Annotated in this window: 17 protein-coding genes, 1 tRNA gene and 3 pseudogenes; 11 read left to right on the forward strand and 10 right to left on the reverse strand. The window is 61.1% G+C overall.

The window, feature by feature from the left end; translation table 11 throughout:
* Positions 1-910: 910 nt before the first annotated feature.
* On the reverse strand, positions 911-1843 hold the full coding sequence (locus tag QNO18_RS00815) for an alpha/beta hydrolase (RefSeq protein WP_283176135.1): 933 nt from the start codon (positions 1841-1843) through the stop codon (positions 911-913).
* A 407-nt stretch (positions 1844-2250) separates the two neighbouring features.
* Between QNO18_RS00815 and ettA the strand changes: the two genes are divergently transcribed.
* The gene (gene ettA / locus QNO18_RS00820; RefSeq protein WP_283176136.1) at positions 2251-3909 is read left to right on the forward strand and encodes an energy-dependent translational throttle protein EttA; all 1659 of its coding nucleotides are present in this window, start codon (positions 2251-2253) and stop codon (positions 3907-3909) included.
* 63 nt (positions 3910-3972) lie between these two features.
* Here the strand turns inward: ettA and QNO18_RS00825 are convergent, their stop codons facing one another.
* On the reverse strand, positions 3973-4128 hold the full coding sequence (locus QNO18_RS00825) for a hypothetical protein (protein WP_283176137.1): 156 nt from the start codon (positions 4126-4128) through the stop codon (positions 3973-3975).
* A 478-nt stretch (positions 4129-4606) separates the two neighbouring features.
* Between QNO18_RS00825 and QNO18_RS00830 the strand changes: the two genes are divergently transcribed.
* The 7 genes and pseudogenes from QNO18_RS00830 to QNO18_RS00860 form a co-directional block, all read left to right on the forward strand.
* Positions 4607-4682: transfer RNA gene (locus QNO18_RS00830), tRNA-Ala, on the forward strand.
* Positions 4683-5254: 572 nt separating this feature from the next.
* Positions 5255-6517 carry a hypothetical protein gene (locus QNO18_RS00835; protein WP_283176138.1) on the forward strand — a complete coding sequence of 421 codons (1263 nt, stop codon included), beginning with the start codon at positions 5255-5257 and terminating at the stop codon, positions 6515-6517.
* Positions 6517-7056, forward strand: coding sequence for a hypothetical protein (locus QNO18_RS00840; RefSeq protein ID WP_283176139.1), 540 nt, complete (start codon positions 6517-6519; stop codon positions 7054-7056). Before QNO18_RS00835 ends, QNO18_RS00840 begins: the two co-directional genes overlap by 1 nt.
* 393 nt (positions 7057-7449) lie before the next feature.
* The gene (locus QNO18_RS00845; RefSeq protein WP_283176140.1) at positions 7450-8769 is read left to right on the forward strand and encodes a hypothetical protein; all 1320 of its coding nucleotides are present in this window, start codon (positions 7450-7452) and stop codon (positions 8767-8769) included.
* Between the two features lie 189 nt (positions 8770-8958).
* A complete protein-coding gene (locus QNO18_RS00850) occupies positions 8959-11400 on the forward strand; it encodes a hypothetical protein (protein WP_283176141.1) in 2442 nt (813 codons plus the stop codon).
* A 61-nt stretch (positions 11401-11461) separates the two neighbouring features.
* Positions 11462-12231, forward strand: a pseudogene (locus tag QNO18_RS00855) (IS5 family transposase).
* A gap of 128 nt (positions 12232-12359) precedes the next feature.
* Positions 12360-12767: pseudogene (locus QNO18_RS00860) on the forward strand (N-acetylmuramoyl-L-alanine amidase); the annotation flags it as partial.
* A gap of 87 nt (positions 12768-12854) precedes the next feature.
* On the opposite strand, the pseudogene QNO18_RS00865 reads toward QNO18_RS00860, so the two are convergent.
* Positions 12855-13531: pseudogene (locus QNO18_RS00865) on the reverse strand (transposase); the annotation flags it as partial.
* Between the two features lie 231 nt (positions 13532-13762).
* Between QNO18_RS00865 and QNO18_RS00870 the strand changes: the two are divergent.
* A complete protein-coding gene (locus QNO18_RS00870) occupies positions 13763-14257 on the forward strand; it encodes an SOS response-associated peptidase family protein (RefSeq protein WP_283176142.1) in 495 nt (164 codons plus the stop codon).
* 62 nt (positions 14258-14319) lie between these two features.
* On the opposite strand, the gene QNO18_RS00875 is transcribed toward QNO18_RS00870, so the two are convergent.
* From QNO18_RS00875 to QNO18_RS00905, 7 genes are all read right to left on the reverse strand, one after another.
* Positions 14320-15123 (reverse strand): carnitinyl-CoA dehydratase, encoded by an 804-nt coding sequence (locus tag QNO18_RS00875; RefSeq protein ID WP_283176143.1) that lies wholly within the window; start codon positions 15121-15123, stop codon positions 14320-14322.
* Positions 15123-16202, reverse strand: coding sequence for an acetate--CoA ligase family protein (locus QNO18_RS00880; RefSeq protein ID WP_283176144.1), 1080 nt, complete (start codon positions 16200-16202; stop codon positions 15123-15125). The genes QNO18_RS00875 and QNO18_RS00880 overlap by 1 nt, the downstream gene beginning before the upstream one ends.
* An 85-nt stretch (positions 16203-16287) precedes the next feature.
* Positions 16288-17112: a CoA-binding protein gene (locus QNO18_RS00885; protein ID WP_283176145.1), complete on the reverse strand. Its 825-nt coding sequence runs from the start codon at positions 17110-17112 to the stop codon at positions 16288-16290.
* 293 nt (positions 17113-17405) lie between these two features.
* Positions 17406-17723, reverse strand: coding sequence for a SelT/SelW/SelH family protein (locus QNO18_RS00890; RefSeq protein WP_283176146.1), 318 nt, complete (start codon positions 17721-17723; stop codon positions 17406-17408).
* A complete protein-coding gene (locus QNO18_RS00895; protein ID WP_283176147.1) occupies positions 17724-18887 on the reverse strand; it encodes an acyl-CoA dehydrogenase family protein in 1164 nt (387 codons plus the stop codon). It abuts the gene before it with no gap.
* 4 nt (positions 18888-18891) lie between these two features.
* Positions 18892-20358: a carnitine 3-dehydrogenase gene (locus QNO18_RS00900; RefSeq protein WP_283176148.1), complete on the reverse strand. Its 1467-nt coding sequence runs from the start codon at positions 20356-20358 to the stop codon at positions 18892-18894.
* 99 nt (positions 20359-20457) lie between these two features.
* A complete protein-coding gene (locus QNO18_RS00905) occupies positions 20458-21372 on the reverse strand; it encodes a 3-keto-5-aminohexanoate cleavage protein (protein WP_283176149.1) in 915 nt (304 codons plus the stop codon).
* An 86-nt stretch (positions 21373-21458) separates the two neighbouring features.
* On the opposite strand from QNO18_RS00905, the gene QNO18_RS00910 reads away from it, so the two are divergent.
* Both QNO18_RS00910 and QNO18_RS00915 read left to right on the forward strand, forming a co-directional pair.
* Positions 21459-22439 carry a GlxA family transcriptional regulator gene (locus QNO18_RS00910; RefSeq protein WP_283176150.1) on the forward strand — a complete coding sequence of 327 codons (981 nt, stop codon included), beginning with the start codon at positions 21459-21461 and terminating at the stop codon, positions 22437-22439.
* 113 nt (positions 22440-22552) lie between these two features.
* Complete coding sequence (locus QNO18_RS00915) at positions 22553-23707, forward strand: phosphoserine transaminase (protein WP_283176151.1); 1155 nt, start codon at positions 22553-22555, stop codon at positions 23705-23707.
* Positions 23708-23775: the final 68 nt, after the last annotated feature.

The raw sequence follows: 23775 nt of genomic DNA on the forward strand, positions 1-23775 counted from the left end.
GTCGAAAGAAGATAACGTCGCAACTGTCCTATGCCCCGAAATGCAGGAAAGGGCAAGTGAAAGCTGGGCTTTGCGCGGTTTACCGGCGGATCACGGCGGGCAACCGCCGCACCCTCGGCGCCCTGAAATCTGCCGCAGGTTGCCCTGGGTCGGAGCCTCAGGGTGAGAGCCCGAGGCTTCCCGGGTAAGGGCGCCGGGTGCGTGGGGAGCGGCGATTAAAGAGGCAAGGCCTTTCAGGTCCAAAACGGCGTTCTCACGACGTCACCTTGCTGCCATCGCAGGTCAGATCTGACGCCAGGGTCAGACCGACAGGCTCAGGCCCCGTCGGTTCAGAGGTCGCGACGCGGCAGCGGTGCGTAAAGGCCCGCCAGAAGCGTTGTCCCGGGCGCGAGAGTGATCCAGAGAGGCAGAGTGCCTGGAAACCCTGAGCCGAGGACCGGCGCGCCGGGGCCATTCAGGAAGCGGACCACTCCGCCAGAGATCAATGTCACGAGTGCCATGGCCTGCTGCCGCTGTCTGTGTGAACGGTCCGCAAACCCTGCCCTTCCCGCAAATAATGTGCGGACAGTTCGGACATTTGTGGCGGGGACATTTGTAGGGCTTTGCAGGGCAGTGAGGTGATCATCATGCGGCGGATCCGCTGCCGCTTTGCACCATGCTTGCCCAGAGGGCTGGCCTGCATTGTCAGGCAGGCCAGCTCTGGTCAGGGAAGCCTCAGGTCAGAGAAACCTGAGGTCAGGGTCTGGCCTTACCCGGATCAGAATACGTCAAACAGATAGAGAATAATGATGATCGGGATCGGGATACCCAGCAACCAGGCGCCAATTCCTTTCATGATGATCTCCTTTCGCATTGGTTCCAGGACAGAGATCTAACGCGTTCAACCGCCGGGGGTTCCCGGCGCTGGCGATCAGCGGCATTCCTCCGCCTGCCAGGTGCCGCGCAGGAAGGCCCCGATCCGCCCGACGATACGCGGATGAGTGACCAGCATCAGATGACCGCCGCCGGGGACAACGCAGAGGGTGGCATCCAGCCGTCTCGCAAGCCGCCCCACCCCGCCCGGGGAAAACACCGGATCGACACTGCCATGCAGGAAAAGGATACTGGCCCCCGACCGGAGGGCGGCGGGCGACAGGGTCCAGCCCAGAAGATCGCCGGTATGTGCCCGGCCGAGGCCCTTCACGGGCAGGATCAGGTGATCGCGGTCCCGTGCCGCCCGTCTTTCGGCCAGGCGCCTGATCGTCGGGTCCTTGCGCCAGCCATAGCCATAAAGCAGCACCTTGTAATATTCGCCCCAGACCGCGCGCGGCGCCAGTGATCCCGCCGTCAGCGCCGACGCCCCGACCGCCAGCATGCCGCGTGCCCCGGATTCGTAGGCGCCGGGGAAAGGTGTCACCCCAGACAGGACCACGACGCGAACGGAGCGCTGCGGTCCGATCCTGCCCGCCGCCTCGATGGCAATAGCACCGCCGGTGGAAAAGCCGAGGATCTCGATCCGGGCCCCGGGATACTGCGCCGCATGGCGCGCGATGGCAGCCGCGACCTGTGCCACGCGCATCGGCGGGTCGATCGGCTGGCCTTCGAGCCCCGGAAAGCGGTACTCCATCACCAGATGGCCCGACCCCGAAGGCCGGCGCAGCGTACCGAAGATACGCGCAGTCGAAAGCGCACCGGGGATGAGATAGGTGATCCGCTCTGGACGGCCCTTGCCCCGTGCAACCTCGTGGATCAGCGCCGCAGGCCCCGGAGCGGTCGCCGCCGCACTGAGCGCCCCGTGCTCCGGCTGTGGCGTCACCTCAGCGGGCTGACGCGCCGGGCCGCAACCGGCCAGAAAAAGCCCCATGGCCGCAACAAGACAGGCCCGCGGCCACCAAGAGGCCCGCCCGCTGCGCGCCCCCCCCTCCGGCCCGGCACCCTGCCTGTCGTTTACCACATTGCCGCGCTGCATCACCCGGACCGTCCAGCCTCACCCCCTGGCGATCCTGCCGGTGCCATTGCCCCGGCGCAACCGCGCATCTTCGGCCTCCCGCCGGTCCTTGCCACACAATCCTGCGAGGCTGCCGCCTTGTGCTGCAGCCGCCCCGCCTCACCCCGGGAAATTCCCCGGCACATGCCGGTTCCGGCGCGTGTCTGATCGGCGTATCGCGCCGCGCCCGCCTTGCCCCCGCGCGTCCGGATCGCTACATGAGGGCCAATCCTGCCCAATTCCTGCCCCCATTCCGGCACGGAAATCCCATTCGGAGCGACCTCATGGCCAGCTATCAATATGTCTATCACATGGACGGCGTCTCGAAGACCTATCCCGGCGGGAAGAAGGTTTTCGAAAACATCCATCTGAACTTTCTGCCCGGCGTCAAAATCGGTGTCGTCGGTGTCAACGGCGCCGGTAAATCGACGCTGCTGAAGGTCATGGCTGGCCTCGACAAGGATTTCCAGGGCGAGGCCTGGGCCGCCAAGGGCGCGAAAGTCGGCTATCTGCCGCAGGAGCCGCAGCTCGACGAGACGCTGAATGTGCGTGAAAACGTCAAGCTGGGCGTTGCTGAAAAACAGGCGAAGCTCGACCGCTATAACGAAGTGGCGATGAACTATTCCGACGAGACCGCCGATGAGATGGCGCGCCTCCAGGATGAGATCGATGCCGAGAACCTCTGGGATCTCGAGAGCAAGATCGACATTGCGATGGAAGCGCTCCGCTGCCCGCCCGATGATGCCGATGTCTCGACCCTTTCGGGCGGCGAGCGTCGCCGTGTGGCTTTGTGCAAGCTCTTGCTCGAAGAGCCCGACATGCTGCTCCTCGACGAGCCGACCAACCACCTTGACGCCGAGACCATCGCCTGGCTGCAAAAGCACCTGATCGAGTATAAGGGCACCATTCTGACGGTCACCCATGACCGCTACTTCCTCGACGATATCACGACCTGGATTCTCGAGCTGGAACGCGGCCGTGGCCTGCCGCATGAGGGCAATTATTCGTCCTGGCTGGAAGCCAAGGCCAAGCGCATGGCGCAGGAAGCCCGTGAGGACAAGGCCAAGCAAAAGGTCATGGAGAAGGAACTCGAATGGATCCGGCAGGGTGCGAAAGCCCGCCAGACCAAATCGAAAGCCCGTATCCAGGCCTATGACAAGCTGGTCGATGAGGCATCGCTTAAAGACCGGGTGGGCAAGGCCCAGATCGTCATCCCGAACGGCCCGCGCCTTGGCGGCAAGGTGATCGAGGTCGAGGGTCTGAAAAAGGCGATGGGCGACAAGCTCCTGATCGAGGATCTGAGCTTCATGCTGCCGCCCGGTGGCATCATCGGCGTGATCGGCCCGAACGGCGCCGGGAAATCGACCCTCTTCAAGATGCTGGTCGGCCTTGAACAGCCGGATGAGGGCACCGTCAAGCTGGGCGATACGGTGAAACTGTCTTACGTCGACCAGTCGCGCGATGCGCTCGACCCGGACAAGAACGTCTGGGAGGAAATCTCGGGCGGGGCAGAGATCATCCATCTCGGCGATGCGCAGATCTCCAGCCGGAACTATGTCGGCGCCTTCAACTTCAAGGGCACCGATCAGCAGAAGAAGGTCGGCCTTTTGTCAGGCGGTGAGCGCAACCGCGTCCACCTCGCGAAACTGCTGAAATCGGGCGGCAACCTGCTTCTGCTCGATGAGCCGACCAACGATCTCGACGTGGAAACGCTCCAGGCGCTGGAAGCGGCGATCGAAGATTTCGCGGGCTGTGCGGTGATCATCAGCCACGACCGTTTCTTCCTCGACCGGCTCTGCACCCATATCCTGGCCTTTGAAGGCGACGCGCATGTCGAATTCTTCGAGGGCAACTTCGATGACTACGAGAAAGACAAGATCCGTCGTCTTGGCGTCGATGCGGCGGCTCCGAAACGGGTGAAATACAAGAAATTCACCCGCTGATACCGGCGATCTGCATCAAAGCCGCTCCCGATCCGGCAGGATCGGGAGCGGCTTTTTTTGATTTTAAAGAACCAGCGCATGGCTTTCGTAGCTCACGGTGCAACAGCCTGTTTCTGCTGCAAAGCGTGACACCTGGAAGAGGAAGCCCTCGTCGCCTCCTCCCCGACCCACGGCATCCATCGACAAAAACCCGTCGTGCAGGCCAGGCGCACGGGTCACAGCCCCTGAGCTCAGGCCGCTGCTCGCAAACCGATCATCCCCCCTCACATCTGAAGCCCCCTGGAAAGTCCAGGCCTCGCGCAGTCATCTGCCCCTCCTCTCCGGCTTCGAGAGGCAGGCATGACTGTCAACCAGATCGCGGAAGGATCCCGTCACCATGTCCTGCGGCAAGACCAAATGCCCGGGCACGGGATCCGGGCCCTTGCGGCACGATGCCTGCCTCACTCCCAATCGAAAGCCACCCCTCCCCCTCGCGCCGGGCGCAACCGTGACTGTTTTTCAGGATCCACTGACCGCGCCGGATCCTCGCAACAGGCACGCCCGCAGACGCCCGCAGATCAGCGGCTTACCCCCGGACGCCCCCGCTGACCCGATCCATCAATTCGTGACGCAAGGCGCCTTTTTCCTCTTGCACCTCCCCCAAGCCCAGACTAAATAACGCCGCATCGCAGACGTGATGTCAGCGATACCTCAAGGTGGGGCCATAGCTCAGCTGGGAGAGCGCTTGAATGGCATTCAAGAGGTCAGGAGTTCGATCCTCCTTGGCTCCACCAATTAAAACATGGCAAGTGCCAGATAGATTTTCCATTAATGACAGTGGATTGTCCATTTTGTTGGATAATTGACTTCATTGAAGAAGTCCGAAGCCGGTAGAGCTCGCTCTTCTGGCTTTTTTCATGTGCGCGAACGAGCTCGAGTGGCAGACCTTATCGTACATGCTCGACCACAATCCCGTGGGGTGGCGGCACCCATGCGACAGATCCGGCCCTTTGCGGACGTTCGACTTCCCGCGGCGCTGCATTGCCGCATTCCCGGAAGCGGACGGTCGTTTTGCTCCGCAGCAAACACCCGGAGAGCGTGACGGCGATGCGGGATAGAGCTGCCGTTCGCCACACCGGCAAAAATCACTTGATGCAACGAGACCTACAGGCGGCGGGGTGGCGCTACATGAAGGAAGTTGATTGAGGGCAACTGGGTTCCCCTATAGTTATACATGGTTGAGATCTTCTCGTGTGAGTTTGATCTCTATCCGCCGTGGGTAAGGGCGTTTTGTGCAAGTGTTTGACATAGAGCAACTATGTAGCAAGATGCCTCCAGCACACAAAAGCAATCGACAAGGCCAGTCATGAAAAATCAAATTTTCATCGCGCACGAAGTTCCTGAAGAAACAATCGAGGAACTTCTCGAGTCTGGAGATGTTCAGGCGTTTGTCAGTCTTCTTCAGCCTCTTGAAAAGCATATACAAATATTCGCAGATGGAAAGACTGGCGCCCTATACTGTGAATGTCATGTAATGGCTGGTACCCTAGTCGCCCACACAACGCCTGATACTCCATTGGATCCGGACGCATCTCCTGACTATCGGGCCAATCGTGATCTCGTTGAAGATCATGCAGCTTACACCCAGATGCTTCTCGATGCGCAGCAGGGAAGAACTTTTAGTAACATCGTATGTGAGTTCATCGCGGGTGATGCAAAGCCACTAAAGGTTGTCGGTGGCCAGCACCGTTTCGGTGCGATTGAGTCCGCCTACAAAGATGGAAACGTAAATGGTATACATGGCGTGAAGGTCTATTTCGCCTTGGATACTGAGCAAAGGCTGGATGTTCAGGTTATTTCCAATACAAATATCGAAGTGTCTCGTGACCTTTTGGATCGGATGTTTGAAACAGTAAACGGGGCTGAACTAAGAGCCTGGTGTCAAAAAGTTGGGTTCTTGGGGAAGAAGGAAGATTTCGCTGATAAGAGGAAGCGCGGCGGAACGATATCGGTGCGCCAAGCTCGCACCTTTGTGATAAACCACTTTCTGGGCCGAGAGAAGAAGGATCTGGAATTTGATCAGACCGAAACCGTTCCGCATGTCGCCAAAACTGGCGTCCGAATTGTGCCTGAGTGGGAAAGGATCAAAAAGCAGTACCCTGAACTCTGGAATGACCCAGTTCTGGAAAAGGCCGGAAAAGAGTTTCAAGCTTTAGTTGATAAACAACGCAAAGCCTTCGTAAAGACGGGTTCGACAAAAACCAGCAATCCAGATTTTGCAGAGAAGGCTATGAACGAAGCCGTACTTGCGGCATGGTCCTTTGTAACCGGTATCCTATCGGGGAACCCGGTACGTTTGCAAAAGCACTTTGATCTAAAGGATAAAGGAAAACCAGACCCTTTGCGGGCGGCCCTTTTGATCAAGGGCAGGCATATGACGGACCCCGAACAGTATCGAGGCCTGGGTTACAGGACTGACCCCAAAGAGAGGGGCAGATTCGTGGAGCTATTCTGGATTCAGGCAGAAAAGGGAGGGGGGTTCTCTGACAAGATGATTTCGGCCGCCATAGCCGCATATCATGCCAAAACAGCGATTTTGGACGCGAAGGCGAAGAAAGAAGCCATTTGATGGATCCGATTGTTTCTGATGCAAACCGGCGATTTGAGTTTTCGAAGGCATTGCTGGACCGTGCAAAAAAAGCCAGTGACCCAGAGACTGAAAAATCCTTTTCTGAGATGGCAATAGCGGCCGCCTTTTCTTGCCTCGAAGGGATGCTCACTCATATATTTGAGCATTTTATTGAGAGTAAGGGATTCGATGTCTTTGAGCAATCGATCATGCAGGAAAAAGCGGTTAAGCTGGTTCGCGGCCGCCCATGCCTCAGTGAGCAAAGGTTTCAGTCTATTGACGATAGGCTTCAGTATCTTTTCTGGAGGTTTTCAGGTGAGGATTTCGATAGAGGAAAGGCGTGGTGGCCGAATTTCGCGAATGCTGTAAATATCCGCAACGGGATTATGCATCCAAAGAAGGAGGGTATGGTAAAATCCCGAGATGCGGAGCAAGCAGTGTTGGCGATTATTGACGCGCTAGATGATCTCATGTTGACCGTGTTCGGAACAAAGTGGCCAAAGGCAAACAAAGGAATTGTGCCTAGCTTTGAAATATAGTGCTCGTATCCCTGATGTAATTCTTTTGTGCAGCGCGCGCACATCTGTGCGCACTTAGGTCTCTAAGCTTATCTCAGCTACTTTGTTCGCGCTTTCCTCTGCGCAAGCGAACGGAGCAGATTGGCTGCGGTCTGCACGACCTTCCGCTCTGGGCTCCGAGCGACATGCTGCGGCACAGAACTGGCAGGTTCGGGGCCGTCACCCGTCCAAGCGCCCAGGGCATGCGAGCGCGGCCCTTACCTGCCGGTCGTGGCTGCTTCATGCTGCAATGCGGCATTTCCCGAAGCCGCCGTTCTGACGGTGCCGCGGCAAAGCCCATAGCCGATATTATTTTCTGCGCATGATGCCACACAGATGGTAGGGAGGTGTAGAGGAGTGTGGGAACCTAAGAATATGGATTCACTACAATTTGAGATTGCCCGCTTTCTGGCCTCCAAGGCTGCGCTTGGGCAAAGGACAACGTATCAGGAAGTAGGGGAAGCGGTCGGATGGAACCATCCGAACGGGCGCGGCCTGGGTGCCCATCTCGAAGTTATTCTCCTTTACCTCGCCGAAAAGAAGCTGCCTCCTCTGACGACAGTGCTCGTCAGGAAAGGTGAGCGCCATCCGCATGAAGACGCGATGGAATACATTCGCAAGGTCCTCGGCGACATAGACATTGAGGCGGCCCAGCAAGGGGTCTTTGCCTTTGATTGGGCGAGTGTGCCGGAGCTACAGTCCGACCCGACCAAGTTCCCCGATGGTCGCGAAGTCTGGCTGACTTCGTTCTGGGGTTTCAATCCTTCGCAATGGGGATGCATCGGCTTTGCCGACGAAGCCAAACGCAACCGTTTCTTGACTCAGTCACGACCGGGCACCTTGGTCGCGATCTATGTGACGAAGGGCAAAGGCCCCGAGGACATGCGCGGCAAGGTCGTTGGCGTGCTGGAACTCTCGCACGAGGCGGGCCACGCGCAAAACTACATTTCGGGTGATCGCTGGCGGGAGAAAGAGCTTGATCCCACTTCACAGGGTAAATGGCTATGTGCCGTCAAAGCCACTCGCGCCTGGAGCATCGTGCCGGAAGACTGGAAGCGCGTGGAGGACATATTTCCGGAGGCCTATAACAGCGCCCACCCCGAGTTTATCGGCGCAAGCGGAGTGAAAGTCGGGACAGAAGAAGCCGAGAAACTTTTCCGACTGGACGTGCAAGAGGTCCATGTCTATGGCAGCACCGCTGCTGCCGATCCGACTATCCAGACGCTGAAAAGCGCGCTCTCACCAAGCCGCGCCGTGCCTCCGCCTGCGGCACCCTACACGGTCGGCGAGACTGACGGGCCGAAATTTCTCTACATCCTTAAGCTAGATGGAGACGTTGCGGCGTATCTCGGATGCCCTGCGGCCGATGTCGAGGAACAATCAATCATCAAGGTGGGGTTTTCGAAAAGCCCGCTCGCGCGCAGGAACCAGATTCAAAGCGCTTACCCGGCGGGTTCGTTCCAGTGGCAGGTGTTGTTCCCTGTGCAGATGCCCGATGAAGCACCATACGCCAATGCTGCGGTCGCCATTGTTGGCGAAGACGCGATGAAAAAACGGCTGGTCGATGAGAAAGCCAAGGTTCTGGGCGGCGAATTTTTCCTCGCCGAAGACTGGCTCCTTCACATAACGTGGACGGCTGGAAATCATGCAGCGCAGCGGGCTCAAGATGAGTACGAGTCTGAATCTGAAATCTAAAACTGAGAGCGTTTTCTATAGGCAGAGCTCGGCCCCGTGGCTTCTAACTTGGGAGAATTTCCAACGCGGGCCGACTGACCACCAATCCGCGGATTTGCGCTCATCGGTAATCACAAGCCGCCTGAGTATTGGAGGCCCCGGTTTTGGACGGCAGTTCCACATTAGAGGGCGTGCCCAAGGCGAAAAAAAATGACAACCAGTACCGCAAGTCTTGAGATCAACCTTCGTCCTATTCGGCTAGGATTCCTTGTAGATCCACTCGATAGGCGAACGCTTTCTGAGGTTGCAAGGATCGCGACCTGCCAATGGGGCGGCATCGCCTGTCCGATTATCCCTATCATGGATGCCCTTCCACCGACTTGGTGCGAGGCCAACCTTACCAATCCCGATCCGAACGAGCTGACGCGTGGCCTGCTAAGTTTCTTTGAGCCGGATCTGCTTGTGGAGACCTGTGCTGGCCAGCTCGAACGCATAGATCCGCATGCCAGTGATCGCTACGAGCGTCATCCGAATCTGGGCCATGGCGTGTTCGTGCAAGTTGAGGATACCGTGAGTAAGATGCGGGACGTCGGTGTGACGATGGACCACGTCTATGCCTACTTACATCAGAAGGAGTTCCAGTTCGAAAGACGTACCCCACGCAAGTTGTTGCGCTTTGGGGTCGGGGATGAGGTCGGACAGGCCTTCTTCGAGATGGCCTACGGGATGTTTCCGGATCGCCCTGACTTCGCTGGGATTGAGGCGACATATGAGCGAGCCTTCGATGCACAATTGGTTCCGCCAGATGTCGAAACCTGGAAGGTCATGGAACGGCAGGAGGCGATGTGCCCATTCGACGTCACTCTCCACGGGACGGAGCGCTTCTTCCAAAGGTCGTGGGGCAAGACTATTTTTATCTTCGATCCATTCAGCGGCCCTGACATAATCGACTTCTGGAACTTGCGCCTTTTCCGGCGGGACGTCGTACCGGTCAACGTCCATTGGCTCAAAGGTTCGCGCGATCTCGTTGTCGACCTAATCCGCCGGAAACACCGACCGCTGCCCAACAACGCCAGCGGGCTGATGATCCACACGACGATCCAGCTTGGGCGGTCGCTCGACCCTGCAATCATCGAAGTCTTGCGCTTGTCAGAAGCCGGCCTTCCCGATGGCAGCTACGCGATCAAGACTTGGTATGATCCGATATGGCAGTTGGAAGATTCGGGTCTGTCCAGCCGACCAGAGCCTTCGTACCTTTCAGCAGAGCGTAGGGACGTTGAGGTCCCGCTCGACGATCGGTGGGCTGTGCAGGTTCCCCACATCGCCCCACCGTACCTGCGCCAGACGCGCAACCTAGACGCCGGTTGGGTAAACACGATCAGTCACCGGTTTTACGGTTCCAACGATGACCGGGCGGATGCGATGCCGTCCGCTGCAGTGGACCGCAACCGCGCCTATCCTCCCCAGTCCGAGATGATGGACCAGCGCCCAACGCGCGAGGGATGGCTTACTTTCCATTCCTACAGCCAAGGCGGGCACTCAATCCGGCTGCCCTTCATGCGCGATGTCATCAAGGCGTGGCTATCTGCTCAGCGTATTGAGGCCGCACCGTCCGATGCCGGGCGAGTGGCCCACAGTATGCTGACCACCTTGGGCGGCCTTAACCGGAGCCGCATCATCGGCCACGAGGCGGTCCTGCGCCAGTTCGACCGTATGGCGCACAGTCGACGGGAAATCGGGGACGGCGAGGTCGAAGACGTGCCTTTTCGAACCGCTACCGTCGATCAGTTACAGCCCATGTTGCGTGCAATCCGGGCACGTTGGGTGCGGCCTGCAACGCTGCAACCTTTCGTCGACATCGGAGCTCTCCGGCTCGGCCTATCTGTCCAATGCGACCACTGCGGCAAATGGAACTGGTATGATCTTGACCAAGTCGGCGCGCAGGTCACTTGCGAGCGGTGCCTCTCCATCTTTTCCTTCCCTCAAGGCCAACTGCCACCAAGGACGGCTTGGCGATATCGCGTTGTCGGCCCCTACGCTGTCCCAAATCTCGCCGGCGGCTCCTACACCTGCTTGTTGACGCTGAATTTTCTGCGCCAAGCCTTCGGTAGAGCGCCAGCGATGACCTTCACCACGGCGCTCGATTTGACGAGGGACGGCCAGCAGCTTGAGACCGATTTTTTCGCTTGGCATGACCGGGACATCGGAGGGCGACGTCTTGCCGGGCCGAACCTGCTGGTCGGGGAGTGCAAAGGCTTTGCTGAAGACGCCTTCAAGCAGGCCGATGTCGACCGCCTTCGCCGCCTCGGCGAATGGCTGCCTGGAGCCTATCTCATTGCAGCTTGCCTGAAGAGCGTGCTGTCGGATGAGGAAAAAGGGCGTCTCGTTGATCTTTGTCGATGGGGATGGGCACGCCCGAGCACGGATGGAAACCCTGCCTCGCCCGTCATTGTTATCACCGGGGCCGATCTCTTCGACCCTGACGGAATGGAGCGAAGGTTAGATAGAATGCCCGACCCGGGCAACACGGCAAAGTCAGGCCCATGGAATCTATTGGAGTTCGCCGCCGCGACACAGAAAGGCTACCTTGACCTCGCAGACGAGGAATTGGTTGACATGCGTTACGGAAGACAGGTCAATGTCCGGGGCTAGGGTCAGGACCCATTGATGTTGGGGTTTCAGTCTGATTCAGGCTCCGCAAGGAGACTGATGAATGAGCAACCTTTACTGGCTGACGGATGCGCAGATGGCGCGTCTTGAGCCGTTTTTTCCGAAGAGTCATGGAAAGCCGCGTGTCGATGATCGTCGCGTTTTGAGCGGTATTATATTTATAAATCGCAATGGGTTACGGTGGCGAGATGCACCCAGGGAATACGGTCCTGCGAAAACCCTCTACAACCGATGGAAGCGGTGGAGCGACCGGGGTGTGTTCGCCCGCATGATGCATGGCCTGGCGGCAGAGGCGGCGGTTCCGACGACGGTGATGATCGACGCCACATATTTGAAGGCGCACCGCACGGCCTCCAGCCTGCGGATAAAAAAGGGGGCGCAGACGACAGACGGGGGCGCGCAATCGGTCGAACCAAAGGCGGGATGAACAGCAAACTGCACGCCGTGGCTGACACGACGGGACGCCCGATCCGGTTCTTCATGACCGCAGGCCAGGTCAGTGACTACACTGGGGCCGCCGCGTTGCTGAGCGGCCTGCCACCCGCTGACTGGCTGCTTGCAGACCGTGGATACGATGCAGACTGGTTCCGAGAGGCCTTAAAAGACAAGGGGATAAAGCCGTGCATCCCGGGCAGGAAATCCCGAGCCAAGCCCGTCAAATATGACAAACGCCGCTACAAGCGCCGAAATCGGATCGAGATCATGTTCGGCAGACTGAAGGACTGGCGGCGGGTCGCAACGCGATATGACAGGTGCCCAAAGGTGTTCCTCTCGGCAATCGCCCTCGCCGCAACCATCATCTTCTGGCTATGAAACAACAACGAGTCCTGACCCTAGTTTGGTCGCAATAGTAGTCGACGCTCGGCTCCTGAAATCATCAGTTTCCTCACCACACCCCGCCAGCCAGCGGGGCTTTTTCACATCCAAACATGGAGATCGACATGAGCAAGATTGCTCTGGTGATCGGGCATAACGCCCGGTCACAGGGTGCTGTCCGCGTGACGGACAAGCGCACCGAATATGACATCAACTCTGACCTCGCGGTGGCGATCCGGGATCTGGACCCGGCGCGCTATGTGATCGTGCGCCGCACGGCTGGCAGCGGTGAGATCGGTCGCGCCTATGCCGAGGTTGACCGGCTGGGTGTCGCGGCCTCGGTCGAGCTGCATTTCAACAGCGCGGAAGCCGCCAGCGCCACCGGCACCGAAACCCTGACCAGCGGCACCACAAACAGCGCCCGCCTCGCGCGCGGTGTCCAGGCCGGAATGGTCCGCGCCCTCGGCCTGCGGGATCGCGGCGTCAAGATCATTGCGAAGAACGGCCGGGGCGGTGCCTCGCTCTGGACCGGCAAACCGCCGGCCATCCTGATCGAGCCGTATTTCGGCAGCAACCCGGGCGACTGCGCCGCGGCTGACCGCGCCGATCTCTTCCTTCTGGGGGAGCTGCGCCAGCAGGTCTGGCAGCATCGGGCTGTCGCCTTGTCGACCGGACGTAAATTCGACGGCCCGGACATCGCCGCTCTGCGCCTCCATGCCAATATGGACCTTGCGCCACTGCCTGCGGCGCGACGCGCCATGTTTGCGCGCCTGCCACTCCCTGCGTCGGACTTACGCGGCTGCACTGCAGCCACGATTCCTCCTCACGCCGCGGAACCTGATGCCCCTCGCCGGTTCGCTCGAACCGGTGGCGCTTCACCGGCTCGATGTCGACCAACAGGGTCACGGGACCGTCCGGGCGGCGGCAGGGGATCTGCACCACAATCCGTGCCTGACGTCGGCAGAGCCTGGAATAGTCCGGAACAGGCCAGGCCAATCCCGCCATCCCGATCAGGCTGGCGACCAGCCCCACCGTTTGCCGCACTGGCAGGCCGAACACCACCTTCGGCGTAAGGCCAATCGTCGGGAAAACAGTCCCCCGGACTGTTTCCTGATCCTCCTCATATCTGGATCGCGCTCTCTGAGAAGTTCTCAGGGGGACCGCGCCTGCCAGTCTTCGCAGCGTTCCAGACCAGCGCCGGATCGAACCAGATCGAGAGCCAGCCGCGGCGGCGGAGGGCCGCATTGTAGTCAGGCCAGTTCGTCCTGCGCTAGCGGGGAGAAGAGGGCTTCGGCATAGCCATAGCCTAACAGCCGCGATGCACCACGTGAATCCTCCTCGCCGATAAGTGCAACAACGCCGTCTGGAGGTGACCGATGATGGCCCAGCTGCGGGGCGTTGTCATTTCGGGTCAACCGTTGGGGAACATGGGGCCAAGGGCTGTTCCCCGGCCAAAGGCCAGAACCAGCATTCGCGCAACAGGGATGATAGTCCGCTCAGCAACTCAGTGAGCGGCAGGATCAAGGTGATGTGCGGACGCGTGGTCGATCTGGCCCTGAGATCCGAGGGGCTGGACACGAGCTGGCTCAAGATCACTCCGATCCCCCGCCGGTTCAACGTCAAGCCGACCGAGCCGCTGCTAATCCTCGGCAAGCAGTCCCTTGGGGCCATGCTCGCGCGCTGGTGGCTGATCCCCCCATGGTTCGACGGCCAGGAGGCGAAGGATCGGAAGGCGACGACCTTTAACGCCCGGATCGAGGAGGCGCGGGAGAATCCCGCCTTCCGCCGCGTCTGGCGGCACGGGCGCTGCCAGATGCCGGTCGGCGGCTCCTATGAATTGACCGGGGCGATGGCCCCCGGCAGCAGTATTTCATCCTCTCGGGCAGGGAACGAAGAAACCCTGTTCCTGGCTGGTGGATGCCCCACATCGCGCCCCCCAACACCATCGGCGACTGGATCCAGGTCCAAAATATCCGACGCCCGCATCAGCCACTTGCCATGCGGGCGCCATAATCGTTATTAATATCAGTATTACATCTGAAAAATGACGCGGCGGGGGCCAATACGATCCTGCACCCCGCGCCCTCAGCGCCCCTTCCAGACCGGGTCGCGTTTCTCGGCGAAGGCTTTCGCGCCTTCCAGCTGGTCTTCCGAAGAATAGAGCCGGTCCACCGTCGGCATCAGGCGTTTGGTGATGCGGTTCAGCGCGTCCTGGAAGCGCATGTTTTCCGCTTCGCGTACCACTTCCTTGATGGCGGCATAGACCAGCGGCGGGCCGGATTCCAAAAGCCGCGCCAGCTCCCATGCCTTCGGCAGCAGCTCATCCGGCTCGCAGATCTCCTTGATAAGGCCCCAGCGGAAGGCCTCTTCGGCGTCGAACCAGCGGCCCGTGAGCAGCAGATCCATTGCCACATGATAGGGGATGCGTTTGGGCAGTTTGATCGAGGCCGCATCGGCGACCGTGCCCGAACGGATTTCCGGCAGCGCGAAGGTCGCTGACTTTGAGGCCAGGATCAGATCCCCCGAAAGCGCGAGTTCCAGCCCGCCACCGCAGCAGATGCCCTGTACCGCGACGATCACCGGCTTGTTGAGATTGGGCAGCTCCTGCAACCCGCCAAAGCCGCCAACGCCGTAATCGCCGTCCACGGCATCGCCCTCGGCGGCGGCTTTCAGATCCCAGCCCGGGCAGAAGAATTTCTCGCCGGTCGAGCGCAGGATACAGATGCGCAGGCTGTCATCATCGCGGAAGTCGCGGAAGACGAGGCCCATGACGCGGCTCGTCTTCAGGCTGATCGCATTGGCCTTGGGCGCGTCGAGCGTCACCTCAAGAATGGCGCCCTCGCGCCGGGTTTTCACCGGGCCTTCGTCCCGCATCTGCATCTCGGCCATCATTCTCTCCGTATCAGGGCATCCACCGCCACTGCGCCCGTTTCGCGCAAAAGCACCGGATTGATTTCAATTTCTTCCAGACTGTCATCGCCTGCCATCAGATGGCCCAGCCGGACGGCAATCGTGGCAAATGCCGCGACATCCGCCTTTGGCCGGCCGCGATAGCCGTCGAGCAGCGGCCAGAGCCGCAGGCGCCGCATCGCGGTCAGGATCTGCGCCTCATCCGCGGGCCAGACCAGGGTGACGGTATCCGCCAGCACTTCCGCCGTGACACCGCCCATACCAATGGTCAGGGTCAGGCCGTAAACCGGATCGCGGCCGATCCCGAGAAGCATCTCGGCGATGATCCCCGTCACCATTTCCTCGGCGAGATATCCGGTGGCACCGGGCATCTCTGCCTCACCCTCCAGCGAGGCAAGGCCAAGCCGCACCGCGCCCGCCTCGGTCTTATGCGCGAAACCAAGACCCTTGAGCGCGATGGGCGCCGTCAGACCCGTCGCCTGCGCCTGCACCTCGGCAAGCGTGGCGCCGGTCACTGCGCGCGGCACCGGGATGCCGGCTGCCGCCAGCAGCGCCTTGCCCTCGGCCTCGGTCAAAAGCCTGGTCTCGCGTGGGGCGAGGGCTTTGACCGGCTCCCAGCCGGGGGCGCCCTTGGGCGTCTGCGCCGCGCGGATCGCCGCCAGCGCGGTTTCAAAGCCCAGAAGCGTGCAGACCCCCTGATCCATCAGCCCCTGCACCCGTGCCTCGCCGAAATTCTCGGAAATCGAGACCACGGGAAAGGCAGGCTTGCCGGTTGCCTTCTGCGCCGCGACGATGGAGTCGAGCGCCGGGAAATAGCTCGACGGGTCGCAGCGGTCGTCCCTCGGCATGTCGATCACATAGAGCCCGGCATCGTAGGGCTCCAGCATGGCGCTGAAAACCTCGGTGGTCTTTTCCAGATCACCCCAGATGAAAGTGTTGTAATCCAGCGGGTTGGCAATGGTGACGATCGGCCCGAGCGTCTCAGAAAGCCTTTTGCGACTGGCCTCGGGCACCGGCGGGAAGCTGAGCCCGAAAGGTGCCGCCAGATCCGCGGCCATACCAGCCTCGCCCCCGAACAGGACAAAGAGCAGAGCTTTGTCCCAAGTCGCGGCCCGTGGAGGTGGAAGATCTTAAGCGTCTCGATCAGCTCGGAAGGGCTGTTGACCTCGGCAATCCCCAGCTGCGCGAGAAAGGCCGAAGAGGCCGCACCGCCCCCGCCAGCGAGGCCGTATGCGAGGCGGCGGCCACGCGCGAGGCCTCGGTCTTGCCGGATTTGATCGCGACCACGCCCTTACCCATCTCTGCCGCCCGATGTGCCAGACGGGCAAAGGCGGGCGCGTCATCGATCCCCTCGATATACATTCCGATGGCGGTGACGCGCGGGTCGTCAAGCAAGGCACCCGCCAGCTCGGCCAGCCCGACCACGGCGGCATTCCCCAGGCAGGCAACATAGGCGATCGGCAATCCGCGCTGCTGCATGGCAATATTGACCACGACATTCGAGGATTGGCTGAGCAGCGCCACGCCCTTTTCAACGCGCACGCCGCCATGCTGATCAGGCCAGAGCAGCGCCCCGTCGAGATAATTGATCACGCCATAGCAGTTCGGCCCGAGGATCGGCATATCACCTGCGGCCGCGACGAGGCTCTGCTGCAGCTCCGGCTCGCCGGCCTCGGTCCAGCCGGCCGCAAAACAGATGGCACCACCGGCGCCACGTTCCGCAAGCTCGCGTGTGACCTCTACAGTCGCGAAACGGTTCACCCCGATAAAGGTGGCATCCGGCGCTTCGGGAAGATCTGCGACAGATGCATAGGCCTTCAGCCCGCCGATCTCGGACTTACTCGGGTGGATCGGCCAGACCGGCCCGTCAAACCCCATCTTGCGGGTCTGTTCGATCACGTTGAGCGCCCAGCCCGCGCCAAGAACGGCGATATGCCGCGGGCGAAGTAATCTGTCGAGCCGGTTCATGGCCAGACCCCCAGCCCGTGCCCGACAAGGGGGGCTGTCTGCCCCCACGGCGCCGCAAAGCGTCGCCTCCCCCGAGGATATTTTCAGACAGAAAATGATAACATCCCGCCCCTTCATCCAGAGCGGGATGCCATTTCCCGTCACAGTCATCGGCGTCCCCGCCTGTACGGTGCCTCCAGCCTGATGATCAAAGGTGAATGTTCGGTTAAGTATGAACTGTGTCTGCTGCATTTTCTGTCTCTAAATATCCCGGAGGTCCGGAGGCAGAGCCTCCGGGGGCAATCAGAAGCGGCTCAGTCGGGAGCAATGTCAGTGCTGCGATCCACATGGCCCAGATCGCGCTCGGGCCAGACATGATCGCGGATCAGCTTCTTCAGCTGTTTCGAATCCGGAAAGCCGCCCTGTTCCTTGCGATCCCAGATCACGGCGCCATCGAGCTCAATGCGAAACACTCCGCCCGTTGACGGCACCAGCGTCACCTCGCCCAGATCCTGGCCAAAGGTCTGCAGCAGTTCCTGCGCCATCCATGCCGTTCGCAGCATCCAGTTGCATTGCGTGCAATAGGTGAAGCGAACTTTCGGACCCGCAGCCTTTTCGACCGGATCCGCCATTCAGCCCCCCACCGCGCGCAACAGCTCGCGCGAGATGATGTGGCGCTGGATCTCTGAGGTGCCCTCCCAGATCCGTTCGACCCGCGCGTCACGCCAGATCCTTTCCAGCGGCAGTTCATCCATCAGCCCCATGCCGCCATGGATCTGGATCGCCTCATCCGCCACCATCGCCAGCACTTCAGTCGCCTTCAGCTTCGCCATCGACATATCGGCTTCGGTCACCGTGCCATGGTCGTATTTCCAGGCGGCCTCCCGCGTGAGCAACTCAGCCGCTTTCAGCTCCATCGCCATATCAGCGAGCTTAAAGCTCACGCCCTGGAATTTGCCGATCTGGCTCCCGAATTGTTTGCGTTCCGCCGAATAAGAGATCGCGTGGTCCAGCGCCCTTTCCGCCCGGCCGAGACAGGTCGAGGCGACCTGCAGCCGTGTCGCGCCCAGCCAGGAATTCGCGACTTCAAAGCCCTTATGCGGCTCGCCCAGTACCTGCCGCTTGTTCACCCGGCAATCGTCGAATTCCAGCACGGCGTTGGTGTAACCACGATGCGAGACGTTCCGATACCCATCGCGCACGTTGAACCCAGGTGTCCCTTTGTCGACAAAAAACGCGGTGATCCGCTTTTTCGGGCCGCGTGGGGTGTCCTCTTCGCCGGTCGCCATGAAGACGATGGTGAAACCCGCCAGATCGGCGTGGCTGATGAAATGCTTGGTCCCGTTCAGGATCCAGTCGTCGCCATCTTCTCGCGCCGAGGCCTTCATGCCGCGCAGGTCTGACCCCGCCCCCGGCTCGGTCATCGCAAGGCAATCCCAGGTCTCGCCACGAATGCAGGGCATGAGATATTGTTCACGCTGCTCGGCATTTCCGGCCAGCAGGATATTTGACGGCCGCGCCACGCAGGTCCAGTGCAGTGCGTAATTGGCGCGCCCCAGCTCCTTCTCGTAAAGCAACCAGGACAGGGTATCGAGGCCTGCACCGCCGACCTCGGCCGGCATGTTTGCCGCATAAAGCCCGGCCTCGATGGCCTTTTTCTGGACCTCGCGGATCAGATCCAGCTCCAGCACGCCCGAGCGCTCCACCTCCGCCTCATGCGGGTAAAGCTCGTTCTCGACGAAAGCGCGCGTCGTCTCGACGATCATCTTCTGTTCTTCGTTCAGGCCAAAATCCATAACGTCAGTCCTTCTTCTGGCCAACGGCGCGGCCCGCGCCCTCGGGCAGCGGCAACCCGGCCTGGGCCTCGGCCACGGCCTTCAACTTCGCCCAGACCTCGGGCGCCGCCCGCACGGTTTTCCCCGCCTTCATATCGACATGCAGGCAAAGCTGCTCAATCGTCGCGACCACCTCGTCGCCTTTCAGGATCCGCACAAATGACCGGAACCGTTTCTCATCGGCCGAGATGATCTGCAGCGTACCGGTCAGCCGGTCGCCAAGCTTCGCCTCGCCGAGATGGCGTATATGGGTCTCGGCGGAGTAATAGCTGTGCCCCGCCTCCACATAGTCCATCCCGGCCCCGATCAGCCGCAGGAAGGCATCCGCCACTTCCGAGTTGCAGAAATAATAGCGGCTCTCGGTCATATGGCCGTTATAGTCGATCCAGCCGGGCAGAACCTGCATATGGGCCATGACCAGCGGCGCGGCCTTCGGACCCTGATCGGTATCGGCGTGGAAGACTGCCGCCCGCCGCTCGTCATGTTCGCGCAAGACCTTGCCCGCGCCCCAGTTGCGCTCTTTCAGAGCGCGCAGGAAGCCGACGAGGTTCTGATCCCGAATGCGCTCCAGCTCGCGAATGCCATACATCCCCGATTGCGCGTCGGACTGAGATGACACCAGATCGACCAGCTCGTCATTGAACTCGGGCACATCCATCAGCTTGGTCCAGGGCCATTTCAGCGCCGGGCCGAATTGCTCCATGAAATGCTTCATCCCGGCCTCGCCGCCCGCGATGCGATAGGTCTCGAAAAGCCCCATCTGCCCCCAGCGAAGACCAAAACCCATGCGGATCGCCTCGTCGATCTCTTCGGTCGTGGCGACCCCGTCTTTCAGCATCCAGAGCGCCTCGCGCCAGACCGCTTCGAGGAAGCGGTTGCCCAGAAACGCGTCGATCTCCTTGCGGATCACCAGCGGGAACATCCCGATGTCTTTCATGATCTGCACGGTCTTCTCAACCGTCTCGGGCGTGTTCTTCTCCGACCCCGAGATCTCCGACAAAGGCAGCAGATAGACCGGGTTGAACGGATGGGCGACGATGATGTTCTCGGGCGCCGGAGACCCCGTCTGCAGATCAGACGCCTTGAACCCGCTCGTCGAAGACCCGATCAGAACCCCCGGATTGGCCTGCTGCAGCTGCGCATAGACCTTGTGTTTCAGCTCGATCCGCTCGGACACAGACTCCTGCACATATTCCGCGCCCTCGACCGCCTCGGCCATGGTGCCCGCAAAGCTCAGCTTCCCCTCCGGCGGCATCGGCACATCTGACAAAGCTGGCAAGGCAAGCCGCGCATTCGACAGGACCGCGTTGATCTTGCGCTCCGCCTCCGGATCGGGGTCGAACACCGCCACATCCCAGCCATTCAGCAAGAACCGCGCCGTCCAGCCTCCGCCAATGACGCCGCCACCGATAATCGCCGCCTTACGTGCCATAGCACGCGCTCCCTTCCCTGAATCAGGCAGACTTGGCTGCCATCATTTTCTGTCTCTAAATATCCCCGCCGGAGGCATCCGCCCACGGCCAGCTGCGCCTCATTTCGGCAAAGGCGCCCGCTTTTCCAGCTTCAGCCGCGCCCGCACCTCTGCCGGCGTGATCACCCGCGCGCCGAGGTTTTCGATGATCGTCACCGCGCGCTCGACCAGCTGCGCATTGGTCGCAAGCACGCCCTTGTCGAGCCAGAGATTGTCCTCGAGCCCGACCCGCACATTGCCGCCCGCGATCACACTCGCCGCCACATAGGCCATCTGGTTGCGCCCCAAAGCAAAGGCCGACCAGTGCCAGGATTTCGGCACATTGTTCACCATGGCAAGGAAGGTGTTCAGGTCATCCGGTGCGCCCCACGGCACCCCCATGCAAAGCTGCACCAGCACCGGATCGGGGATAATCCCCTCATCCGCCAGCGCTTTCGCCAGCCAGAGATGCCCGGTATCAAAGGCCTCGATCTCGATCCTTGTGCCGGAGGCCACCATGCGCTTCGCCATATCCCGCAGCATTCCGGGCGTATTGACCATCACATAATCGGCCTCGTTAAAATTCATCGTGCCGCAGTCAAGCGTGCAGATCTCGGGGCGGCATTCGACCACATGCGCCACCCGCTCGGCAGCGCCCGCCATATCAGAATGTGCCGCCATGCGGGACATGTTCTCGGTGCCGTCAAACAGCATATCGCCGCCCATGCCGGCGGTCAGGTTCAGCACCACATCGGTGCCCGAATCGCGGATGCGTTCGGTCACTTCACGATAGAGCGCCGGATCACGCGCCGGCTTGCCGTTCTCCGGGTCGCGGACATGGCAATGCACCACTGCCGCACCGGCTTTGGCGGCATCAATCGCCGAAGTTGCGATCTGTTCCGGTGAGCGCGGCACATGCGGGCTGCGATCCTGCGTCCCCCCCGACCCGGTCACGGCACAGGTGATGAAAACCTCGCGGTTCATGGTCAGCGGCATAAGAGACTCTTTCCTGTAGCATGGGGCCTGTTGCGCCCGAGATTATCCGGCTTGCCCGCACACGCTTTGCGATTTACGAATTTTTCATGACGGAAAACGCTATCTTCTCATCGGCACGCGGCCCGCTGACCATCGCGCTCCTTGTGCTGCCCCAGGCCTCGATCCTCGAGGTCGCCTCGGCGCTCGATCCGCTCCGCAACGCCAACCGCCAGCTTGGGCACGAGGCGTTTCGCTGGCGCGTGGTCTCGCCGGATGGCCAGCCTGTCCCCCTGACCTGCGGATTATCACTGCCCTCGGACGGGCCGCCCGGCCATGCGGTCGGCGCCGATGCGCTGATCGTGATCTCGGGCTACCGGCTTGACGAGGTCGCGACCCGCCCGCTGATCCGCGAGCTGACCCGTATCGCGCCCCGGTTCCGGCTGGTCGGCGGGGTTGACAGTGCCCCCTGGGTGCTCGCCCGCGCGGGTCTGCTGAACGGCTACCGTGCCACGGTGCATTGGGAAGACCTGGAAGACCTCGCCGCCCGCCATCCGCAGATCGAGGTTGTGCCGGACCGCTTCGTGATCGACCGCAACCGCGTGACGATCGGTGGCGCGGCACCGGCGCAGGATTTCATGTTGCATCTGATCCGCACCCGGCATGGCGCCGGCCTCGCGCGCCAGGTCGCGAACAGCTTTCTCACCGATGCCCGCCCCGGCCATGAGCCGCAAGTCGCGCCCCTGCGCCGTGACCCTGCGCTCGACCCGCGCGTCACCGCAGCCGTGCGGCGGATGGAGGAGCGGATCGACCAGCCCGAATCCGCCGCCGCGACCGCCCGCGCCGTCGGTCTTTCGCCACGCCGGCTGGAGATCCTGTTTCGCGACTCTCTGGGCACCACCCCTGCGGCCTGGTGCCTGACGCTTCGGCTCCAGGCCGCGCGGAGGATGCTGACGGATACACAACACCCCCTGGCGGAAGTGGCCCTGCGCACAGGGTTTTCCGGCCCCTCCACCCTGTCCCGCGCCTTCCGCAACGCCTGGGGCGAGGCCCCGGGTGCGCTGAGAAAGTCCCGCAAATCGACGACGTAAAGGTCTGAAACCGGCACTTCAGATTTCTCTTGCGTCACCCCTGCGAGAGGCGTAATCCCGGCGGTGGGACACCTCTCCCCAACGAGAGGCATTTATCTGCAAGGATACCAGATATGGCACTCACCGCCCCGGCCGCGCGCCCGGTCAATCCGCGTTTTTCTTCGGGCCCCTGCGCGAAGATCCCCGGCTTCTCCCTCGATATGCTTGCTGATGCGCCTTTGGGCCGCTCGCACCGTGCCGCTGCAGGCAAGGCCAAGCTGAAAGAGGCCATCGACCTTACCCGTGAGATTCTTGGCGTCCCTGCGGATTACCGCATCGGGATCGTCCCCGCTTCCGATACCGGCGCTGTGGAAATGGCGCTCTGGTCGCTGCTTGGCGCGCGGCCCGTTGAGATGCTCGCCTGGGAGAGCTTTGGCGAAGGCTGGGTGACCGATGTGGTCAGGCAGCTGAAACTCGACGCCACTGTGCGCAAGGCGCCTTATGGTGAGATCGTTGATTTTGCCGAAGTCGATTTCGATAAGGACGTGGTGTTCACCTGGAACGGCACCACTTCGGGCGTGCGTCTGCCCAATGCCGATGTGATCCCTGCCGACCGCGAGGGCCTGACCATCTGCGACGCCACATCTTCGGCTTTCGCGATGGAGATGGACTGGGCGAAGCTGGATGTGACCACCTTCTCCTGGCAGAAAGTGCTGGGCGGTGAGGGCGGCCATGGCGTCCTGATCCTGTCGCCGCGCGCGGTGGAACGGCTGGAAACCTATACCCCGGCCTGGCCGCTGCCGAAGATTTTCCGCCTGACCTCGAAAGGCAAGATCTCGGAAGGGATCTTTGTTGGCGAGACCATCAACACGCCGTCCATGCTCTGTGTGGAAGATTACCTCGTCGCGCTGAAATGGGCGAAAACCATCGGCGGGCTGAAAGGGCTGATCGCCCGCTCGGAGGCCAATGCGAATGAGGTGAAGAGCTTCATCGCAGGCAAGGACTGGATCGCCAATCTGGCAGTGGATCCGGCAACGGCCTCCTGCACCAGCGTATGTGTGAAATTCACAGATCCGCGCATCACGGATGGCGCCGCTTTCGCCAAAAATGTTGCAAAAAGGCTGGAGGCTGAAGGCGTGGCGCTGGATGCCGGAGCCTATCGCGATGCGCCTCCGGGCCTGCGGATCTGGTGTGGTGCGACAGTCGAACAGGCCGATGTGCGCGCGCTGATGCCCTGGGTTGAATACGCGTTCAACGTCGAGATTGCGGCGCTGACTGTCGCAGCCTGATTGGTTTTCGGGGGCGTCCGCGCCCCCGCCCCTCACAATTCTCTCCCCTGAGACCCCCATTCAAGGAG

Origin of the sequence: Gemmobacter sp. 24YEA27 (assembly GCF_030052995.1) — a bacterium.
Taxonomy (GTDB): Bacteria; Pseudomonadota; Alphaproteobacteria; order Rhodobacterales; family Rhodobacteraceae; genus Pseudogemmobacter.

What these genes read in the sequence shown, in the direction of transcription:
- QNO18_RS00915 (WP_283176151.1), top strand. Translation starts at nt 22,553, where the DNA reads ATGGCACTCACCGCCCCGGCCGCGCGCCCGGTCAATCCGCGTTTTTCT.
- QNO18_RS00890 (WP_283176146.1), bottom strand. Translation starts at nt 17,723, where the DNA reads ATGGCGGATCCGGTCGAAAAGGCTGCGGGTCCGAAAGTTCGCTTCACC.
- QNO18_RS00900 (WP_283176148.1), bottom strand. Translation starts at nt 20,358, where the DNA reads ATGGCACGTAAGGCGGCGATTATCGGTGGCGGCGTCATTGGCGGAGGC.
- QNO18_RS00840 (WP_283176139.1), top strand. Translation starts at nt 6,517, where the DNA reads ATGGATCCGATTGTTTCTGATGCAAACCGGCGATTTGAGTTTTCGAAG.
- QNO18_RS00815 (WP_283176135.1), bottom strand. Translation starts at nt 1,843, where the DNA reads ATGGGGCTTTTTCTGGCCGGTTGCGGCCCGGCGCGTCAGCCCGCTGAG.
- QNO18_RS00885 (WP_283176145.1), bottom strand. Translation starts at nt 17,112, where the DNA reads ATGAACCGGCTCGACAGATTACTTCGCCCGCGGCATATCGCCGTTCTT.
- QNO18_RS00850 (WP_283176141.1), top strand. Translation starts at nt 8,959, where the DNA reads ATGACAACCAGTACCGCAAGTCTTGAGATCAACCTTCGTCCTATTCGG.
- QNO18_RS00905 (WP_283176149.1), bottom strand. Translation starts at nt 21,372, where the DNA reads ATGCCGCTGACCATGAACCGCGAGGTTTTCATCACCTGTGCCGTGACC.
- QNO18_RS00875 (WP_283176143.1), bottom strand. Translation starts at nt 15,123, where the DNA reads ATGGCCGAGATGCAGATGCGGGACGAAGGCCCGGTGAAAACCCGGCGC.
- QNO18_RS00870 (WP_283176142.1), top strand. Translation starts at nt 13,763, where the DNA reads ATGTGCGGACGCGTGGTCGATCTGGCCCTGAGATCCGAGGGGCTGGAC.
- QNO18_RS00910 (WP_283176150.1), top strand. Translation starts at nt 21,459, where the DNA reads ATGACGGAAAACGCTATCTTCTCATCGGCACGCGGCCCGCTGACCATC.
- QNO18_RS00880 (WP_283176144.1), bottom strand. Translation starts at nt 16,202, where the DNA reads ATGGCCGCGGATCTGGCGGCACCTTTCGGGCTCAGCTTCCCGCCGGTG.
- QNO18_RS00845 (WP_283176140.1), top strand. Translation starts at nt 7,450, where the DNA reads ATGGATTCACTACAATTTGAGATTGCCCGCTTTCTGGCCTCCAAGGCT.
- ettA (WP_283176136.1), top strand. Translation starts at nt 2,251, where the DNA reads ATGGCCAGCTATCAATATGTCTATCACATGGACGGCGTCTCGAAGACC.
- QNO18_RS00835 (WP_283176138.1), top strand. Translation starts at nt 5,255, where the DNA reads ATGAAAAATCAAATTTTCATCGCGCACGAAGTTCCTGAAGAAACAATC.
- QNO18_RS00895 (WP_283176147.1), bottom strand. Translation starts at nt 18,887, where the DNA reads ATGGATTTTGGCCTGAACGAAGAACAGAAGATGATCGTCGAGACGACG.